This window comes from Paracoccus sp. R12_2 (assembly GCF_017744015.1).
Taxonomy (GTDB): Bacteria; Pseudomonadota; Alphaproteobacteria; order Rhodobacterales; family Rhodobacteraceae; genus Paracoccus.
This window is the reverse complement of sequence record NZ_JAGHRA010000003.1, coordinates 88,418-104,539: the sequence shown is the minus strand read 5'-3', so window position 1 is coordinate 104,539 and position 16,122 is coordinate 88,418. Positions and strand designations below refer to the sequence as shown.

Sequence of the window (16,122 nt, the reverse complement as noted above, 5' to 3'; positions counted from 1 at the left end):
CAAGGCGGCCGCCATCATCGGATGGCGGCCGCCCTTTCTTTTCCTGTCGTGTCTGATCAATCAGGCGAACATGAATTCGTCGCCGCTGATCGTCGTGTTGTAGGCCATGTCGATGGCTTCCGGCGGCGTCAGGTCGCCGGTGATCGGATCGACCTCGAAATCGCCGGGGATCTCGTCCGGCATCTCGCCGTTGGCATTGAATTCGCTGTGATAATAGAACTGGGTCTCTTCGCCCTCGGCCTGGATGAAGACACCTTTCAGCGATGATCCGGCGGACACGTTGGGATCGGCTTCGATCAGGTCCGCCAGCAGCGTGTCGATATAGCTGTCCAGATCCGTCGGCAGATTGGCCGTGCCGGTGTCCAGCTTGACGCTGTAAAGCCAGTCGGCGTTCACGTCCCCCTCGGGCTGGTTCCAGGTGTTGGTCGCGGCGTCGTAGGTCGCCCCGAATACCAGCGTCAGCGAGGACGCTCCGGCACCGGTGCCGGGGAAATTCAGGTCGATCTGCTCGTCGGGCAGGGTCGATGCGGGCGGCGTGTAGGTGCCGGTTCCGGCCAGCTTGGCGCTTTCCAGGCCGCACCAGCCGATCCCACCGGCACGAATGCCGATTTCGGCCTCTGCCAGCTCTGCAAGGCTGCTGACGCCCAGATCCTTCAGCGAAACGGTCACTTCGCCGTCCCGATTGTCGGCATCCCAGCCATGCACGGACCCGATCTTCTGCGCGAAGTCGAAACCGTCCAACTTGTCGCCGTCGGTGTCGCGGCCCCGCATGCTGTTGAACAGGCCGGCCGATCCGATCTTGCCGCCGTCATTGCCCGCATCCACGAAGAAACCGGTCAGATCCGCATGTCCCTTGACCTGTTCGTAGGTGAAGACGATCTTGCCGTCGGCGTTCTGCGTGGCGCTGACATTGACGGTCACGCCCTTGCCGCTGAGGGTCCAGTTCACCTGCCCGCCATCCACCGATGGCTGCGGCGCGGTGTCATCGTCCGCGCAGTGATCGCGATCACGACCGTGACCCCACCAGGAATCATGGCGGTTGTGATGCGAAGAAAACTTGTTACCGAAAGACGCGAAATAGCGGCCGAAACTCATTACCAATCTCCTCAAAATGCAGGTGATCGGCAAAATACCGCCACAGCCTTTCCGGGCAACTTGTCCTTTTGGTCAGTTTTGGGCGATTGATATCGCTTTGATTATTATTGTTTTTATGACGTTTCCGCAATACTTTTGGGCGAATTAACGCGATTTTCTGACGCAGCATGATGGTCGTTGGCGTCGGGTTCTCGCAAGCGTTGGCAATCTTTCGCGCATGGTCGGGCGACGTGCATCCAGGCCCTTTGCGGCCGCCAAAGGCTTGCGCGGCGTTTGCCGCAGGTTTAACCCTCTGCCACCGCAGAAAGGGACTTCAGGAATGAGCGTGACATCCGCCAAGGGTCTTCACCCCCGCACGCAGGCCGTCCATCACGGCACCCGCCGCAGCCAGTATGGCGAGATGGCCGAAGCGATCTTTCTCACGCAGGGTTTCGTCTATGACAGCGCCGAACAGGCCGAGGCTCGGTTCCAGGGAACGGGCGACGACGAATTCATCTATGCCCGCTACGGCAACCCCACCAGCCGCATGTTCGAGGATCGGATCGCCGCGCTGGAGGGGACCGAGGATGCGTTCGCGACGGCCAGCGGCATGGCGGCCGTCAACGGCGCCATGTTCTCCATGTGCGCGCCCGGCGATCACGTCGTGGCGGCACGGGCCCTGTTCGGCTCCTGCCTCTATGTTCTGGACCTGTTGGCGAAATTCGGGGTCGAGGTGTCCTATGTGGACGGCACCGACCTGGACCAGTGGCGGGCCGCGCTGCGCCCCGGCACCAGGGCCGTGTTCTTCGAATCGGTGTCCAATCCGGGGCTTGAGGTGATCGACCTGAAATCGGTGGCCGACATGGCCCATGCCGTCGGCGCTACGGTCGTGGTGGACAATGTCTTCGCCACGCCGGTCTTTTCGCGCGCGGTCGATCAGGGCGCGGATGTGATCGTCTATTCCGCCACCAAGCATATCGATGGCGGCGGTCGCGCGCTGGCTGGCGTGATCTGCGGCACCCGCGACTATATCCGCAACACGGTCGAGCCGTATCTGAAGCATACCGGCGGCGCGATCAGCCCGTTCCACAGCTGGATCATGCTGAACGGGCTGGCGACAATGGATCTGCGGGTCCGGGCACAGGCCGACAGCGCGCTGACGATCGCCCGCGCGCTGCAGGACCATCCGGGGCTGTCTCGGGTGATCTATCCGGGACTGCCGGACCATCCCCAGCACGATCTGGCGATGGCGCAGATGGGTTCGGGCGGCACGATGATCGCGGTCGAGGTCGCGGGCGGCAAGGATGCGGCCTTCGCCGCGCTGGACCGGCTGCGGATCATCCGGATCTCGAACAATCTGGGCGACGCCAAGTCGATCGTCACCCACCCCGCGACAACCACCCATCAGCGCCTGTCGGACGAGGCCAAGGCGCATCTGGGAATCACGCCGGGGTTGCTGCGGATCTCGATCGGGCTCGAGGATGCTCAGGATCTGATCGACGATCTGACCGGGGCGCTGGCGGGCTAGGGCGGCGCAAAAGCGTGGGCTTGCGCCGTATTTTGGGATGATTTGTGCGGTCCTGTTCTTTAGAAACAGCCGAAACGCCCCCATATTGGCGTCCGCTGTCCCATGGAGGATGACCGCATGACCGAAGCCCGTCCGATGGTCCCGGCCTATCCGGCGCTGATCCGCGACTATGATTCCCAGTTCCGCGCAGACGAATCCTATCGCGCCGGGCTGCCCGATCTTCAGAACGGGCCGGCCAGCCTGATCGTCGGCGCGCGGGCGCCGATCCAGCATGTCGGGATCTCGAATTTCCGGCTGCCGATCCGGTACCAGACCCGCCCCGATTCCTCTCATCGCGGGGGCGAGATCGCGCTGGAGACCAGCGTGACCGGCACGGTCAGCCTGGACGCCGACCGCAAGGGCATCAACATGTCCCGGATCATGCGGTCCTTTTATGCCCATTCCGATCACCTGTTCAGCCTGAAGGTGCTCGAGGCGGCGCTGGACGACTACAAGGCCGATCTGGATGCCTTCGACGCACGCATCCAGATGCGGTTTTCCTATCCGATCCGGGTCGATTCGCTGCGCTCGGGCCTGTCGGGCTGGCAATATTACGACATCGCGCAAGAGGTGGTCGAACATCGCGGGGCCCGGCTGCGGATCGTGCATTTCGACTATGTCTATTCCTCGACCTGCCCCTGTTCGCTGGAACTTTCCGAACATGCCCGCGAAACGCGGTCGCGGCTGGCGACGCCCCACAGCCAGCGTTCGGTCGCGCGGATTTCGGCGGTGATGAAGGGCCCCGACAAGATCTGGTTCGAGGATCTGGTCGAACTGTGCCGCCGCGCCGTTCCGACCGAGACGCAGGTGATGGTCAAGCGCGAGGACGAACAGGCCTTTGCCGAACTGAATGCCTCGAACCCGATTTTCGTCGAGGACGCTGTCCGCGCCTTTGCGCATGAATTGCAGGCCGATCCGCGGATCGGCGATTTCCGCGTCATCGCCAGCCATCAGGAATCGCTGCATTCCCACGACGCGGTCAGCCTGCTGGTCGATGGTCCGACCTTTGCGCAGGCCTCGCTGGACCCGATGACCTTCGCGGGGCTGCGCGCCTGAGATTGCGTCCCGCGACGGCCGGGGGCTGGCTGCCCCCGGACCCCCGCGGGGTATTCGGGCCAAGAAGAAAATCGACCGGATCGGAACGAAGCGGGAACGAAGACTTCCCTTGTTCGCCTTTCACGCCTAGATTGACGGGATGGAGCTTCTGGACGATTCCGACGATTTCGATGGCGTGCCCCTGTCGCAGCGGGCCATGTCCGCACGGCCCGCGCCGTATCTGGACGGGCTGAACGCCGCGCAGCGCGCCGCGGTCGAGGTTCTGGACGGGCCGGTGCTGATGCTGGCGGGGGCCGGGACCGGCAAGACCCGCGCGCTGACCACGCGGATCGTGCATCTGCTGATGCTGGGAAAGGCGCGGCCGGGGCAGATCCTGGCCGTGACCTTCACGAACAAGGCCGCGCGCGAGATGAAGACCCGGATCGGGCGGCTTCTGGGCGAGACGGTCGAGGGGATGCCGTGGCTGGGCACGTTCCATTCGATCAGCGTCAAGATCCTGCGGCGCCATGCCGAATTGATCGGCAATGGTGAACTGCATCTGAAACCCGGCTTCACCATTCTGGACAAGGACGACCAGATCCGGCTGATGAAACAGCTGATCCAGGCCGAAAACCTGGACGAGAAGCGTTGGCCCGCCCGGCAGCTGGCGCATCTGATCGACGGCTGGAAGAACCGCTGCCTGACACCCGGCAAGCTGCCCAAGGGCGAGGCCGCGGCCTTCGACGGCTGGGGCGGGCGTCTTTATCAGGCCTATCAGGACCGCTTGCTGGCGCTGAATGCCGTCGATTTCGGCGATCTGCTGATGCATTGCGTCACCTTGTTCCAGGCCCATCCCGATGTGCTGAAAACCTGGCAGGACCGGTTCCGCTATATCCTGGTGGACGAGTATCAGGACACCAACGTGGCGCAGTACATGTGGCTGCGGCTGCTGGCGCAGGCGCACAGGAACATCTGCTGCGTGGGCGATGACGACCAGTCGATCTATGGCTGGCGCGGTGCCGAGGTGGGCAACATCCTGCGTTTCGAGACCGACTTCCCCGGTGCGCAGGTGATCCGGCTGGAACAGAATTACCGGTCCACCCCGCAGATCCTGTCGGCGGCATCGGGGCTGATCGCGACCAATCAGGGGCGGCTGGGCAAGACCTTGTGGACCGATGCCGAGGCGGGCGAGAAGCTGCGCCTGATCGGGCACTGGGACAGCGAGGCCGAGGCGCGCTGGATCGGCGAAGAGATCGAGGCGTTCCACGGCGGGCATCGCGCCGCGCTGGGGCAGGTCGGGTTGAACGACATCGCCATCCTTGTCCGCGCCTCGCACCAGATGCGCGCCTTCGAGGATCGCTTCATGACCATCGGCCTGCCATACCGCGTGATCGGCGGCCCACGCTTCTACGAACGGCAGGAAATCCGCGACGCGATGGCCTATTTCCGGCTGGTCGTCGGCCCCGAAGACGATCTGGCGTTCGAGCGGATCGTGAACACGCCCAAGCGTGGCCTGGGCGACAAGGCCCTGAAGACGATCCAGACAGTGGCGCGGCAGAATGGCGTCAGCCTGCTGGAAGGCGCGCGGATCGTGGTCGAGGACAAGCAACTGGGCGGCAAGGGCCTGGCCAATCTGCGCGACTTCGTGAACGGGGTCGGGCGCTGGCATGCCGATGCGCTGGACAGCACCGTCAGTCACGTCGAACTGGCCGAACGCCTGCTGGACGAATCCGGCTATACGGCGATGTGGCAGAACGAAAAATCCCCGGATGCGCCGGGGCGACTGGACAACCTCAAGGAACTGGTCAAGGCGCTGGAGGAATTCGACAACCTGCAGGGCTTTCTGGAACATGTCGCGCTGGTCATGGACCGCGACGAGGGCGAGACGGTCGATCAGGTCAGCATCATGACCCTGCATGCCGCCAAAGGGCTGGAATTCCCGGTCGTCTTCCTGCCGGGATGGGAAGACGGGCTGTTTCCCAACCAGCGGGCCATGGACGAACAGGGCACCCGGGGGCTGGAGGAGGAACGCCGGCTGGCCTATGTCGGCATCACCCGCGCCGAACGGCTGGCGACGATCAGCTTTGCGGGCAACCGGCGGCTTTATGGCCAGTGGCAATCCAGCATGCCGTCGCGCTTCGTCGATGAACTGCCCGAGGAGCATGTCGAGGTGCTGACGCCGCCCGGTCTTTACGGCGGCGGCTACGGTGCCGCGATGGCTTTCGCGGGGGCCAATGCCGGCACCGACATGCATGATCGCGCGGCCAAGGCCGATGTCTACAACTCGCCTGGATGGAAGCGGATGCAGGCGCGCGCCGCCGAACGAAAGCCCCCCGTCCACCGCGCCCCCGTCACCATCGACGCGACCCCCTCGACGACGTTCAAGGTCGGCGACAAGGTCGTGCACGCCAAGTTCGGTGAAGGTCAGATCATGGGCATCGCCGAAGATACGCTGACCGTGCAGTTCGCGGCGGGTTTCAAGACCATCAAGGCCGGTTATGTTCGGCCGGCGGAAGAGGACCACGACGTGCCGTTCTGATCTTCGGGGCGGCCGCAAGCGGAGCAAGCCAATGCTGAATATCCAAGTGGACGCCACCAGAAACGTCGTCACGGCCCGGCCCGAGGGAACGATCCCGGCCTCGGAGTTCGAGGCGATGGGACAGACCATCGACGACTATGCGAACGACCATGACCGGATGCCGGGGCTGGTCGTGCATCTGAAGGGGCTGCCGCACTGGCAGGGTCTTTCCGCGATGAAGGCGCATTTCGATGTCGTGCGGAAACATGCGATGGTCCTGCCGCGCGTCGCGATCGTGACCGATCGGATGGGGCTGGCGATGTTGCCGAATCTTGCCGACATCTTCGTGCGCGCCCGCGTGCGCCATTTCGACGTCCGGCAAGAGGACGAGGCGATTGCATGGGCCGGATCGCCCGAGAAGGAACCCGAAGGATATGTGCTTCTGGACGGCTATCCCGACAATGTCATCGCGATCCGCGCGGTGGGCGAGGTGACCTCGCGCGATTACGAGGATCGGCTGATCCCGCTGGTGCGCAAGAGAGAGGCCGCGCATGGCAGCCTGCGGTTGCTGATGCAGCTTGGCCCCGATTTCGAGAATTACACCGCCGGTGCGATGTGGGACGATGCGCGGCTGGGACTGACCCATTGGCGCAGCTTCGACCGCGTGGCGGTGGTCAGCGATATCGGCTGGATCACGCGGGGGATGAAGATGTTCGCGCCGCTGATGCCGGGCGAGGTCGCGGTATTCCCCACGGACGCGATGGATGCGGCCAGGGCATGGATCTGCGAAGGCGGTGCGGATGCCGCGCCCCCGCCCGAGGCACGGGCCGATGCGCCCCCGCAGGCCGGATCACAGCCTGCTGCGGCCGCACCCGACCGGAAGCCCACGCCGGAACGGCCGAAGCCTGCGGCCAAGCCCTCCGCGAAATCCAGGGCTGCGACAGGATCTGCATCGCGCAAGGCGGGTGGCGCCTCGGCGTCGGGGTCTGCCCCGGCGAAAGCCGCCACGGCCAAGTCCGCTGCCGCCCCGAAAGCCGCGACCTCAAAACCTGCAACACGGCGCAAACCATCGGCGAAGGCCGCGCCGCGGTCGTCGGATACGCCGGACAACTGACGCCTAGCCGGTGATGCCAAGGATCTTGCGGACCGTCATCCAGACATGGGCGTCGGTCCAGTAGCCGGTATGGCCACCCGGCGCGACGCGGTGGTTCTCGACCCTGTCGCCGGGCAGCCGAACCTCGGTGCCCACGAAGTCGTCGCAGCGATAGATATTGATCCAGCGGCGGGTCTGCCGGGGCAGGTCGGCCATGTCGAAGCCGTTCGCGAAATACTGGCCATAGATATGCGTCAGGGGCGATCCCATGGTGACCAGAAAGGTGGGCGTTTCGGTCGGCCCAACCTCTTGCAGCGCCTGCGCGGCGATCACGGTGCCCTGCGAATGGGCGATGACGATCAGCCGGTCATGCGGATATTGCCGCGACAGATGCGCCAGCACGGTGTGGAACCGCGCCTTGATCCGCTGCCGCGACGCATAGGCGCTGCGCCCCTCGGGGGTGTCCGGGCTGTAGGCCAGCGTGCGCGCCGAATAGACCGAGATGTCGCGCGCCACCCCCAGCGCCGATGACACGAAATCGGCGGCGCGATAGGCCGCCACCCCGGCCATGCCGACCAGCGCGATGGCCATCGGGTTATAGGTCTTGATCGTCTCGTGGAACCGGATCAGCCCGCCGATCAGCGTGTCGCTGTTCCAGGGCCGATAGGCGATGCCCAGCACGTCGAACCCGGTCCGCACCGCTTGCAGCGCGCCGCCAAAGGCGATCCACAGGATCAGGAACATCAACAGCAGGTTCAGCACCGGGTTCAGGATGATCCGTCCGCACCACACGTCCAGCCAACTGTCGGGGTCCAGCGCCAGCGCCTCTTTCCGGCGCTGGCGGATCAGCAGCGGCACCACGCCCGCGACGATCAGCCCCGCGACCCCGAAGACGATATAGGACATGGTGCTGGTCGCGAGTCCGGAATAATCGGCATAAAGCTGGCTCAGCAGGGTCTGGCCGCCCTGCGGACCGTCAAGCTTGTGGATCAGTTCCGCGAAGATCGACCAGATCGCCGCCGAAATCAGCATCCACAGGAACAGCATCGCGTTGCAGATCGGCAGATAGATCCGCGCGCGCCGTCCGAACAGCCGCGTCATCCGGCCAAGCGCGTCGCCGCCCTGACGCGCGACCCAGGCCGCGAAGACCGCCCCCGCCACGATCAGCAGCGCCAGCAACAGCAGCAACCGGGGCAGGTCAGGCGAAAGCTGGATGGCAAGGATCACCGACAGCGGCACCCCCGCCAGCGCCGCCGTGCGCAGCCCGCCGATATCGGTCACGGCCGAGATCACGAACATCGCCAGCAGAACCGCCACCGCCGCAAGCCAGGTCAGCGCCATCAGCATCGTGAACGCCCACAGCAAGGCCGCGATGTCCTGATAGGCCGGGTTCCAGCAGGCCGTCAGATCGACCGACCCGCAGGATGCCTTGCGCAGCCAGTCCAGCCAGAATGGCGGCTCGCGCGGGATCGCGGGCATGTAGGCCTGCGGGTTGTTCAGGTCGATCACCGCCAGTTCCGGCCGGTCGGGCAAGGCCAGCCGCACCATCAGCCCCGCGATCAGCGTCAGCGCGCCCAGCCCGCCGATGCCCGCCATGAAGCAGCGTTCGAGGTAAGAGCTTTCGGGCCGCCGCAGCCGGTATCGCCACACCAGATGCAGGGCCACCGCGATCGCGCCAAGCATGGCCATCAGCGTCGCCCCCTGCAGCGTGTCGGGGCCAAGCCGGATGATGAAGCTGTCGGTCAGCATCAGGATCGACCCCAGCAGCAGCAGCGCGTTCATCGGCGCGATCAGCGCATAGAAGATCCAGACGAACAGATGTACCAGGGCGCGGATCCAGCGATGCGCGGGTTCGACGCTTTGCGAGACATTGTCCAGCGCCAGATAGCCAAGCGTCAGCACGGTGCGCAGCAGGTCCAGCCCGGTCGCGACCGCGCCGCGCGGGGCGGGCGACAGGTCGGACCAATAGACCTCGCCGGCCAGAACCTCCTGTTCCTCGGCCTGACCCACATGGCCTGCGGGCAGGGTGGTGCGCCGGATATGGCAGGGAAACAGTCGCAACTGCCTGTCGCCGGGGCGGTCCTCGGCGATCATCTCGGTCCGGCTTTCGACCGGGCCCGGCAGGCCCAGCTCGCGGATCGCACCGCCGGTCAGCGCGTCGATCGTCTGACCAGGGGTCTGTTCGCCGATCCCGTGAACGACTAGTACCAGATTGCGCTGCACCGACCTGTCCCGAACTCGTTGATTGATCCCGACAATAGCACGATCCGCGCGATTGTCTGAGCCATCGGACCTGACCGGTCGCCAGCCGTCAGCCCGGCGGCTGTCCGGTCAGCAGTTCCTCAAGAACCAGCGCCATCACCTTGGCACTGTCCAGCATGTCCTGCACGCCGATCCATTCATCCGGCTGATGCGCAAGGTCCAGCACGCCGGGGCCATAGGCGATGCAGTTCTTCAGCTTGCCGATCCTGTCGATGTGTTTCTGGTCATAGGTGCCGGGGCTGACGACATAGCCTGCCTCGCGGCCCAGAACGTTCTGAATCGCGCGGGCCGTGGTCGTGACGACCGGCGCGTCCTTGTCGGTCATCGAAGGCACGACCTCGAACAGGTCGCGCACCTCATAGCGAAAGCTGGGCCGCTGCGCCTTCACCCGTTCCAGCAGCGCGGTCACCTCGGCCTTCACCTCGGTCAGGTCTTCCTCGATCAGGAAACGCCGGTCGATCACGATCCGGCATCGGTCCGGCACGCAGGGTGTGGGCAGGCCGGTATAGCCCGTATCCTGCTCGGCCGCGCCGCCATGCAGGCTGTTGATGTTCAGGGTCGAGGACCGCGCCCCTTCCGGGATCACCGGCATCTCGGTGTGCTTGCCCGACAGCAGCGGCCACAGCGTCGCCTCCATCTCGGCCAGAACCGCGCCCATGTGGCGGACCGCGCAATCGCCCAGAAACGGCATCGAGCCATGGGCGATGCGGCCCTGCGTCTCGATCTCGGCCCACCACACGCCGCGATGGCCCAGGCAGATCCGGTCCTTGTGCAGCGGTTCGGGGATGATGACGTGATCGACATGGGCGAAGGCGCCCTGCTGCGCCAGATAGGCCACACCGCCATAGCCGCCCGATTCCTCGTCCGCCGTTGCGCTGATCTCGATGCTGCCGGCATGGTCGGGATAGGTGGCGACGAAGGCCTCGGCGGCGATGATGCTGGCCGCCAGCCCGCCTTTCATGTCGCAGGAACCGCGGCCATAGATGCGGTCGCCGTCAAGCTGGGCGCCAAACGGATCGCGGGTCCAGCCGTGCCCCACCTCGACCACGTCGTGATGGCTGTTGAAATGCACGCAGTCGCCACGCCGCGCCCCCTGCCTGCGCGCAACGATGTTCCAGCGCGGATAGGTTTCACTGTCGCCGGGGCTGCCGGTGGCGCGAACCATCTCGCAGCGCCAGCCCTGTCGGGACAGGCGTGCCTGCAGATATTCGCAGATGTCCAGATAATGCCGCCCCGGCGGGTTCAGGGTCGGAATGCGTATCAGGTCCTGGGTCAGCGCGACCAGTTGATCGCGGCGGTCGTCGATGGCGTCGCGAAGTCTGTTCATGTGCCGATGCTAGGCGGTGCGGCGAAGGCTGGCAACGGGGTTCACGCGGCATAGGCAGTTCAACCACTTGCGCGGATCGGCACGGGCCCTAACATTCGGCACCGAGACAGAGGGGACCGAAATGGCGGCGCGCGATCACCAGGGCAGGGACGATCAGTCAGTGCGGATGCTGGCGGCGCCCTTGCAAGACGGCGGGGGGATGCGATGTCGCGCCAGATGATCCTGTGGCGTCGGCTGGACATGCCCGGTCACGATGCCTGCGCGCTGCATCTTGACGCGGGCCAGTGGCATCTTCAGGGCGCGGCGGTCTGGGGCGACCGGCGCGGCCCCGCGCGGATCGGCTATGACATCATCTGCGATCAGGACTGGGTCGCGCGATCCGCGCGGCTGCAGGGCAATGTCGGCGGCCGCGCCATCAGCCTGTCGATCCGGCGCGGTGCCGGCGGGGAATGGCGCGCGAACGGGGACGAGGTTCCCGACAGCCACCGGCTTATGGATCTGGATCTGGGCTTCACGCCCGCCACCAACACCATCCCGCTGAACCGCTTCGGGCCCCACGGTGGCGGCGACAGCGCCGCGCTGTGGCTTGACGATGGGGACTGGACGCTGAAGCCGCTGCATCAGGGCTATCGCCTCGCCCCCGACGGCTCATGGTGCTATCGCAGCGCCGAGACCGATTTTCAGACAACGCTGACCGTGAACCGGCACGGCTTCGTGACCGACTATCCCGGCCTTTGGATGCAAGAGGACTGAATGGACGCCCGCAACGAGATGGAACTGCCCGAAGATGCGATCCGGCGCCATTATCGGCAGGCGCTGTCGCTGCTCAGCGGGTTTGACCACGCGCCCCGGCTGGTCCGTGAGGCAGAGTCCGGGACCGGCGGCGACGATGCGCCGGCGCGGCCTGCGGGCCGCCAGTCCGCCACCGGTTTCGCCCATGGCGCGACGACGCGGACCGACCGGGTGCGGCTGCTTGAACGGATCGAGAATGCGGGCGGCGATGATCTGCTGACCCCGGCGGCGGCGACCATGGCGCGGGTGCTGCGCCGCGCCACCGCCATCGCGCTGGCCGTCGCCGACGAGGTCGCCGCGCGTTCGGGCGCAGCCACGCTGAAGCGCCGCAATACCGAACATCATCTGCCCCATGACCGTCACGACGATTTCGCCCAGCTTGTCGCGGTGGAATCGCTGGCCGCGCTGTCGGTGCTGGCCAATGCGACGGCGTTTCTGCTGTCCGAACATGCCGGGGCACGATCGGTGGCCGACGCCAGTGCGGACGAGATCCTGACCGACAATCCGATCGTCGCGCTGCAGGGCGCGCTGTGGGAACTGGACCGGAATCTTGCGCAGCACGCCAAGGATGACGACAGCCTGATCGCCACCGCGATGGCCTGGGCCGAATCGCTGTCGGCCGCGGTCTCGGCGCAAGGCGAGCAGGCGCCGATGGCTCGCGCCTTTACCGGTGCCGCCTGGCGCGTGGCCGCCGACGATCTGCCGATCGCGGGCTTCGCCCCGCCGACCCGCGCCAAGGGCGGTCCCGCCGCGATGGAATTCAAGCGCCCCGAGGAGGTGATCGGCAACACCATCGCCAAGCATCAGGCGATGCGGCTGGCGCGGATGCTGGTCGCCTATGATTTCGACCGGATGATGAACCCGTTCGTCGAACTTGGCGGCTTTGCCTTCACCTTCCTGGGCGATGGCCGTCCCGGCACCGGCAAGACCACGCTGATCCAGATGATGGCCGGGCTGATCCACGACTATTGCGGGGTTGCGGGCTATCCCTTCCGCTATCGCAACCTGTCGGTCGACAATGTGGACAGCTATCAGGGCAAGTCGGGCCAGAACGCGCGGGCCTTCGTCAACGCGATCATCGACCCTCGGGTGATCGGCTTCGGCACCATCGACGACATCGACCAGATCGCCGGGCGGCGCGGCGACCGGCAATCCTCGTCCGGGCAGCAGGAAATCACCGCCGTGCTGATGGAGGCCTTCGCCGGTGCCTCGACCGTGGTGCGCGGCAATGCGACCTTCGGCATGTTCTCGAACCACGCCGAGAATATCGACGACGCGCTGCGCCAGCGCGCCGGCGCGCGGCTGCTGATCGAGGGGCCGCGCACGCAGGCCGACTATATCGAGATACTGGGCCTGCTCATGGGACGCCGGCACGACATCCCGTTCGGCACTCACGATGCATCCCGCGGCCGCATCCTGCAGCAGGCGGTGTCCGACAGCTATGCCGGCCATGCACGCCCCGAGGCCCCGGCGATCAGCGCCATCTTCGCAGACGTCTCGTATCGGCACGGGCCGCTGCAGAATATCTCGGATCTGGGCAGCTATCTGTTTGCCATCGCGCAGGCCGATCCGCGTTTCACGGGCCGCGCGATCAAGAACATCACCGATGCGGTGAAGGCCCGCGCGATGGATTTCGACATGCCGGATGACTGGTTCGACCGGCCCGGCACGTTCCTGCACCAGCCCTATCAGCGCAAGATCGACATGATCGAGGAACTGCGCCGCCCCATCACGCCCGAAATGGTCCTGCAAGAGATCAACCGATACGCCGACAGCGAATGGCGCTATTCCGAAAGCGCGGATGAAACCGCCATCACCGATACGGTGCGCGGCATGCAGCGCATGGCCGAGGCGAAACGCCGCTTCGAACGTGGCGACTAAGGCGGTGTCCCCGGCCCGTCCGGCCGCCGGGTGCCTTCGTCCCCGCTGCGTGCTAGGCTTTAATCCCCAAGGATCGTGACGCGGGAAAAGGGGAAAACATGGCTGCGTTGTTGCGCCTGATCGTGCTGGTCTTTCTGGTCGAGGTGATGTTCTACCTGCTGCTGCGGATCTATATCCGCTCGCTCAGGCGCGAGAGGCTGGAAGAGATCTGGGACGAACGCCATCCCGACATGGCGGGGAACAACCGCGCCAGGGACGAGTTTGTCCGCAAGTCGATGGTCGGGTTCGATAAGTCGCTGAAGTCACGGCTCTTGTGGTTGGTCTTCATCATCCCGACATTGGCGATCATGGGGATCGTCTATTGGGTCAACTGGCAGTAAGGGGCCGCCGCACATGTATTACGTCAAGGTCGTTCTGGGGGTGCTGCTGGGGTTGGTGGTGTTCCTGTTTCTGGACTATTCGCTGCCGTCCAAGAACACCGTCCGGATCACCAACACCTATAACCGGCTGACGGCCGTCACCTCGTCCAATTCGATCTTCTATGCGTCCGAGGATGCCGGAACGGTGGAAAACGCGGCCGGTCAGCGTGACGTGCGCTTCATCGAGACGGTGCGCCCCAACGGTAAGGTCTTCGTCTATCGCAACGAGGATACCGGCTGGATCTGGCCGCCCTATTTCAAATATGACAGCGCCAACCTGCATGCCGAGGCGACGAACCTGCAATCGACCTCGGCCGCCCCGACATGGGTCAGCGTGACCGCCTATGGCTGGCGTCTGCCGTGGCTGACCGCCTATCCCAACGCCATCTCCATCGACACGCTGGCCAATCCGAACGAACGCCCGCGCAACTGGGCGGCGATGGTGATCTGCGGCGTGCTGCTGATCCTTCTGGCGCTGATCTGGCGGATGTGGGCGCAGTTCCGCGAACGCACGATCGATCCGGCGATCAAGTCGGTCGATGACGGCTGGGACCGCACCACCGACCGCGTCGGCGCAAGCTCGGCCCAGGCGCGCGGCCGGATCGGCAGCTGGTGGCAGAAACTGGCGGGCAGGCCGCGCAAGTAGCGGTCGGGCAGGCTTGAACCGGGCGCGCGCGATCACCAGCCTGTGCCCATGTCACAGGAGCCCATATAACAGGAGATTGCATGCCCGACCTGCCGCATCGCGAACCCGCCAAGGTCGCGCTGGCCACCCAGCCGGCGGGCATCCTGCAGACCGTGATGATCGCGCGACGCAACGTTCTGGGCATCATTCCCGAACTGGCGCTGCGACAGCCGATCGTGTCGGGCAAGACCGGCATCCGCTGGCACATGGTCATGGACCCCGAAAGCCTGCGCCGCATCCTGAAGGACCGGGTCGAGGACTATCCGAAATCGGTCACCACCAAGCTGATCCTTGAACCCGCCATCGGCGACAGCCTGTTCATCGCCGAGGGCGCGAACTGGCGCTGGCAGCGGCGCGCGCTGGCGCCCGCCTTCGCTCACCGCCATGTCACCGCGCTGGGCCCGGTGATGACCGCCGCCGCCCAGGCGTCCTGCCGCCGTCTGGCCGCCGCCACTGGTCCGGTCGACATGTTCGAGGAAACCGTGGCCGCGACCTTCGAGGTCATTTCGGACGTGACCCTGTCCGGCGATGACAGCTTTGACCGGGCGGCGGTGCACCACGCCATCAACGGCTATATCTCGCAGACGGCCAGGGTCTCGCTGCTGGACGTGCTGGGCCTGCCGGCATGGCTGCCGCGGCCGGGCAGGGTCGTTTCGGGTCGCGATCTGGGGCGGATGAAGCGCGTCGCCGATCAGGCCATCGCGGCGCGTGCCGGCGCGGCGCGGTCGGGCGCGCCCGACCTGCTGGACCTGCTGCTGGACGCCGCAGATCCCGAAACCGGTCGCAGCATGAGCCGTCAGGAACTGCGCGACAACCTGCTGACCTTCATCGTCGCGGGGCACGAGACGACCGCCCTGACGCTGGCATGGGCGCTTTACCTGTGCGCCTTCGATCCCGATATCCAGGAACGCGCCGCGGCCGAGGCGCAGGCCGCACTGGGCGACCGCGCGGCGACCGCGGACGATATGGGCGCGCTGCCGCTTGTCACCCGGATCGTGAACGAGACGCTGCGCCTCTATCCGCCCGCCGCCTTCCTGTCGCGCACCGCGCAGGCGCATGACCGTCTTTGCGGGCGCGAGGTGCGGCCCGGCGACACGGTGATGCTGCCGATCTATGCGCTGCACCGCCACCACCTGCTATGGGATCGCCCCGACGCCTTCGACCCCGACCGCTTCGGGACCGCGCCCGACCGCTATGCCTTCCTGCCCTTCGGGGCCGGCCCCCGCATCTGCATCGGCGCCAGCTTCGCCCTGCAAGAGGCGGTGGTCATCCTCGCCACCCTGCTGGTCCGGTTCCGTTTTCGCGCACTGCCCGGTCGCGCGCCGGAACCGCGCATGATTCTGACATTGCGCCCGCATGGCGGCGTCGTTCTGGATGTCGCAGCCCGCTGAGGCGGGGCCGCGTTCTTCGCGCTTGCGGTGGTCACGCTTCCGTTACAGTCTGAGGCCACTGCGCTTTCAGGAGGCTGA

12 protein-coding genes are annotated in these 16,122 nt (G+C 65.8%); 9 read left to right on the top strand and 3 right to left on the bottom strand.

Going from position 1 to position 16,122, the window contains the following annotated elements; genetic code table 11:
• Nucleotides 1-60 precede the first annotated feature (60 nt).
• Nucleotides 61-1,095: a hypothetical protein gene (locus J7359_RS04845; RefSeq protein WP_209055421.1), complete on the bottom strand. Its 1,035-nt coding sequence runs from the start codon at nucleotides 1,093-1,095 to the stop codon at nucleotides 61-63.
• A gap of 319 nt (nucleotides 1,096-1,414) precedes the next feature.
• Here J7359_RS04845 and metZ point away from each other — a divergent pair, with 319 nt between their 5' ends.
• The 4 genes from metZ to J7359_RS04825 all read left to right on the top strand — a co-directional run bounded on the left by metZ (nucleotide 1,415) and on the right by J7359_RS04825 (nucleotide 7,308).
• Nucleotides 1,415-2,602, top strand: coding sequence for an O-succinylhomoserine sulfhydrylase (metZ, locus tag J7359_RS04840; RefSeq protein ID WP_209055420.1), 1,188 nt, complete (start codon nucleotides 1,415-1,417; stop codon nucleotides 2,600-2,602).
• A 135-nt stretch (nucleotides 2,603-2,737) separates the two neighbouring features.
• Nucleotides 2,738-3,697: a GTP cyclohydrolase FolE2 gene (gene folE2 / locus J7359_RS04835; RefSeq protein ID WP_247740210.1), complete on the top strand. Its 960-nt coding sequence runs from the start codon at nucleotides 2,738-2,740 to the stop codon at nucleotides 3,695-3,697.
• A gap of 139 nt (nucleotides 3,698-3,836) precedes the next feature.
• Nucleotides 3,837-6,215, top strand: coding sequence for a UvrD-helicase domain-containing protein (locus tag J7359_RS04830; RefSeq protein ID WP_209055418.1), 2,379 nt, complete (start codon nucleotides 3,837-3,839; stop codon nucleotides 6,213-6,215).
• Nucleotides 6,216-6,246: 31 nt separating this feature from the next.
• Nucleotides 6,247-7,308, top strand: coding sequence for an STAS/SEC14 domain-containing protein (locus J7359_RS04825; RefSeq protein ID WP_209055417.1), 1,062 nt, complete (start codon nucleotides 6,247-6,249; stop codon nucleotides 7,306-7,308).
• Between the two features lie 3 nt (nucleotides 7,309-7,311).
• Here the strand turns inward: J7359_RS04825 and J7359_RS04820 are convergent, their stop codons facing one another.
• Nucleotides 7,312-9,510 (bottom strand): hypothetical protein, encoded by a 2,199-nt coding sequence (locus J7359_RS04820; RefSeq protein ID WP_209055416.1) that lies wholly within the window; start codon nucleotides 9,508-9,510, stop codon nucleotides 7,312-7,314.
• A gap of 88 nt (nucleotides 9,511-9,598) precedes the next feature.
• Complete coding sequence (locus J7359_RS04815; protein WP_209055415.1) at nucleotides 9,599-10,876, bottom strand: acetylornithine deacetylase/succinyl-diaminopimelate desuccinylase family protein; 1,278 nt, start codon at nucleotides 10,874-10,876, stop codon at nucleotides 9,599-9,601.
• 216 nt (nucleotides 10,877-11,092) lie between these two features.
• On the opposite strand from J7359_RS04815, the gene J7359_RS04810 reads away from it, so the two are divergent.
• From J7359_RS04810 to J7359_RS04790, 5 genes are all read left to right on the top strand, one after another.
• Nucleotides 11,093-11,629, top strand: a complete 537-nt coding sequence (locus J7359_RS04810) for a putative glycolipid-binding domain-containing protein (RefSeq protein ID WP_209055414.1) — start codon at nucleotides 11,093-11,095, stop codon at nucleotides 11,627-11,629.
• Nucleotides 11,630-13,549 (top strand): ATP-binding protein, encoded by a 1,920-nt coding sequence (locus J7359_RS04805; protein WP_209055413.1) that lies wholly within the window; start codon nucleotides 11,630-11,632, stop codon nucleotides 13,547-13,549.
• 98 nt (nucleotides 13,550-13,647) lie between these two features.
• Nucleotides 13,648-13,929, top strand: coding sequence for a hypothetical protein (locus tag J7359_RS04800; protein ID WP_209055412.1), 282 nt, complete (start codon nucleotides 13,648-13,650; stop codon nucleotides 13,927-13,929).
• A 13-nt stretch (nucleotides 13,930-13,942) separates the two neighbouring features.
• A complete protein-coding gene (locus J7359_RS04795; RefSeq protein ID WP_209055411.1) occupies nucleotides 13,943-14,614 on the top strand; it encodes a DUF1523 family protein in 672 nt (223 codons plus the stop codon).
• Between the two features lie 80 nt (nucleotides 14,615-14,694).
• Nucleotides 14,695-16,044, top strand: a complete 1,350-nt coding sequence (locus J7359_RS04790) for a cytochrome P450 (protein WP_209055410.1) — start codon at nucleotides 14,695-14,697, stop codon at nucleotides 16,042-16,044.
• Nucleotides 16,045-16,122: the final 78 nt, after the last annotated feature.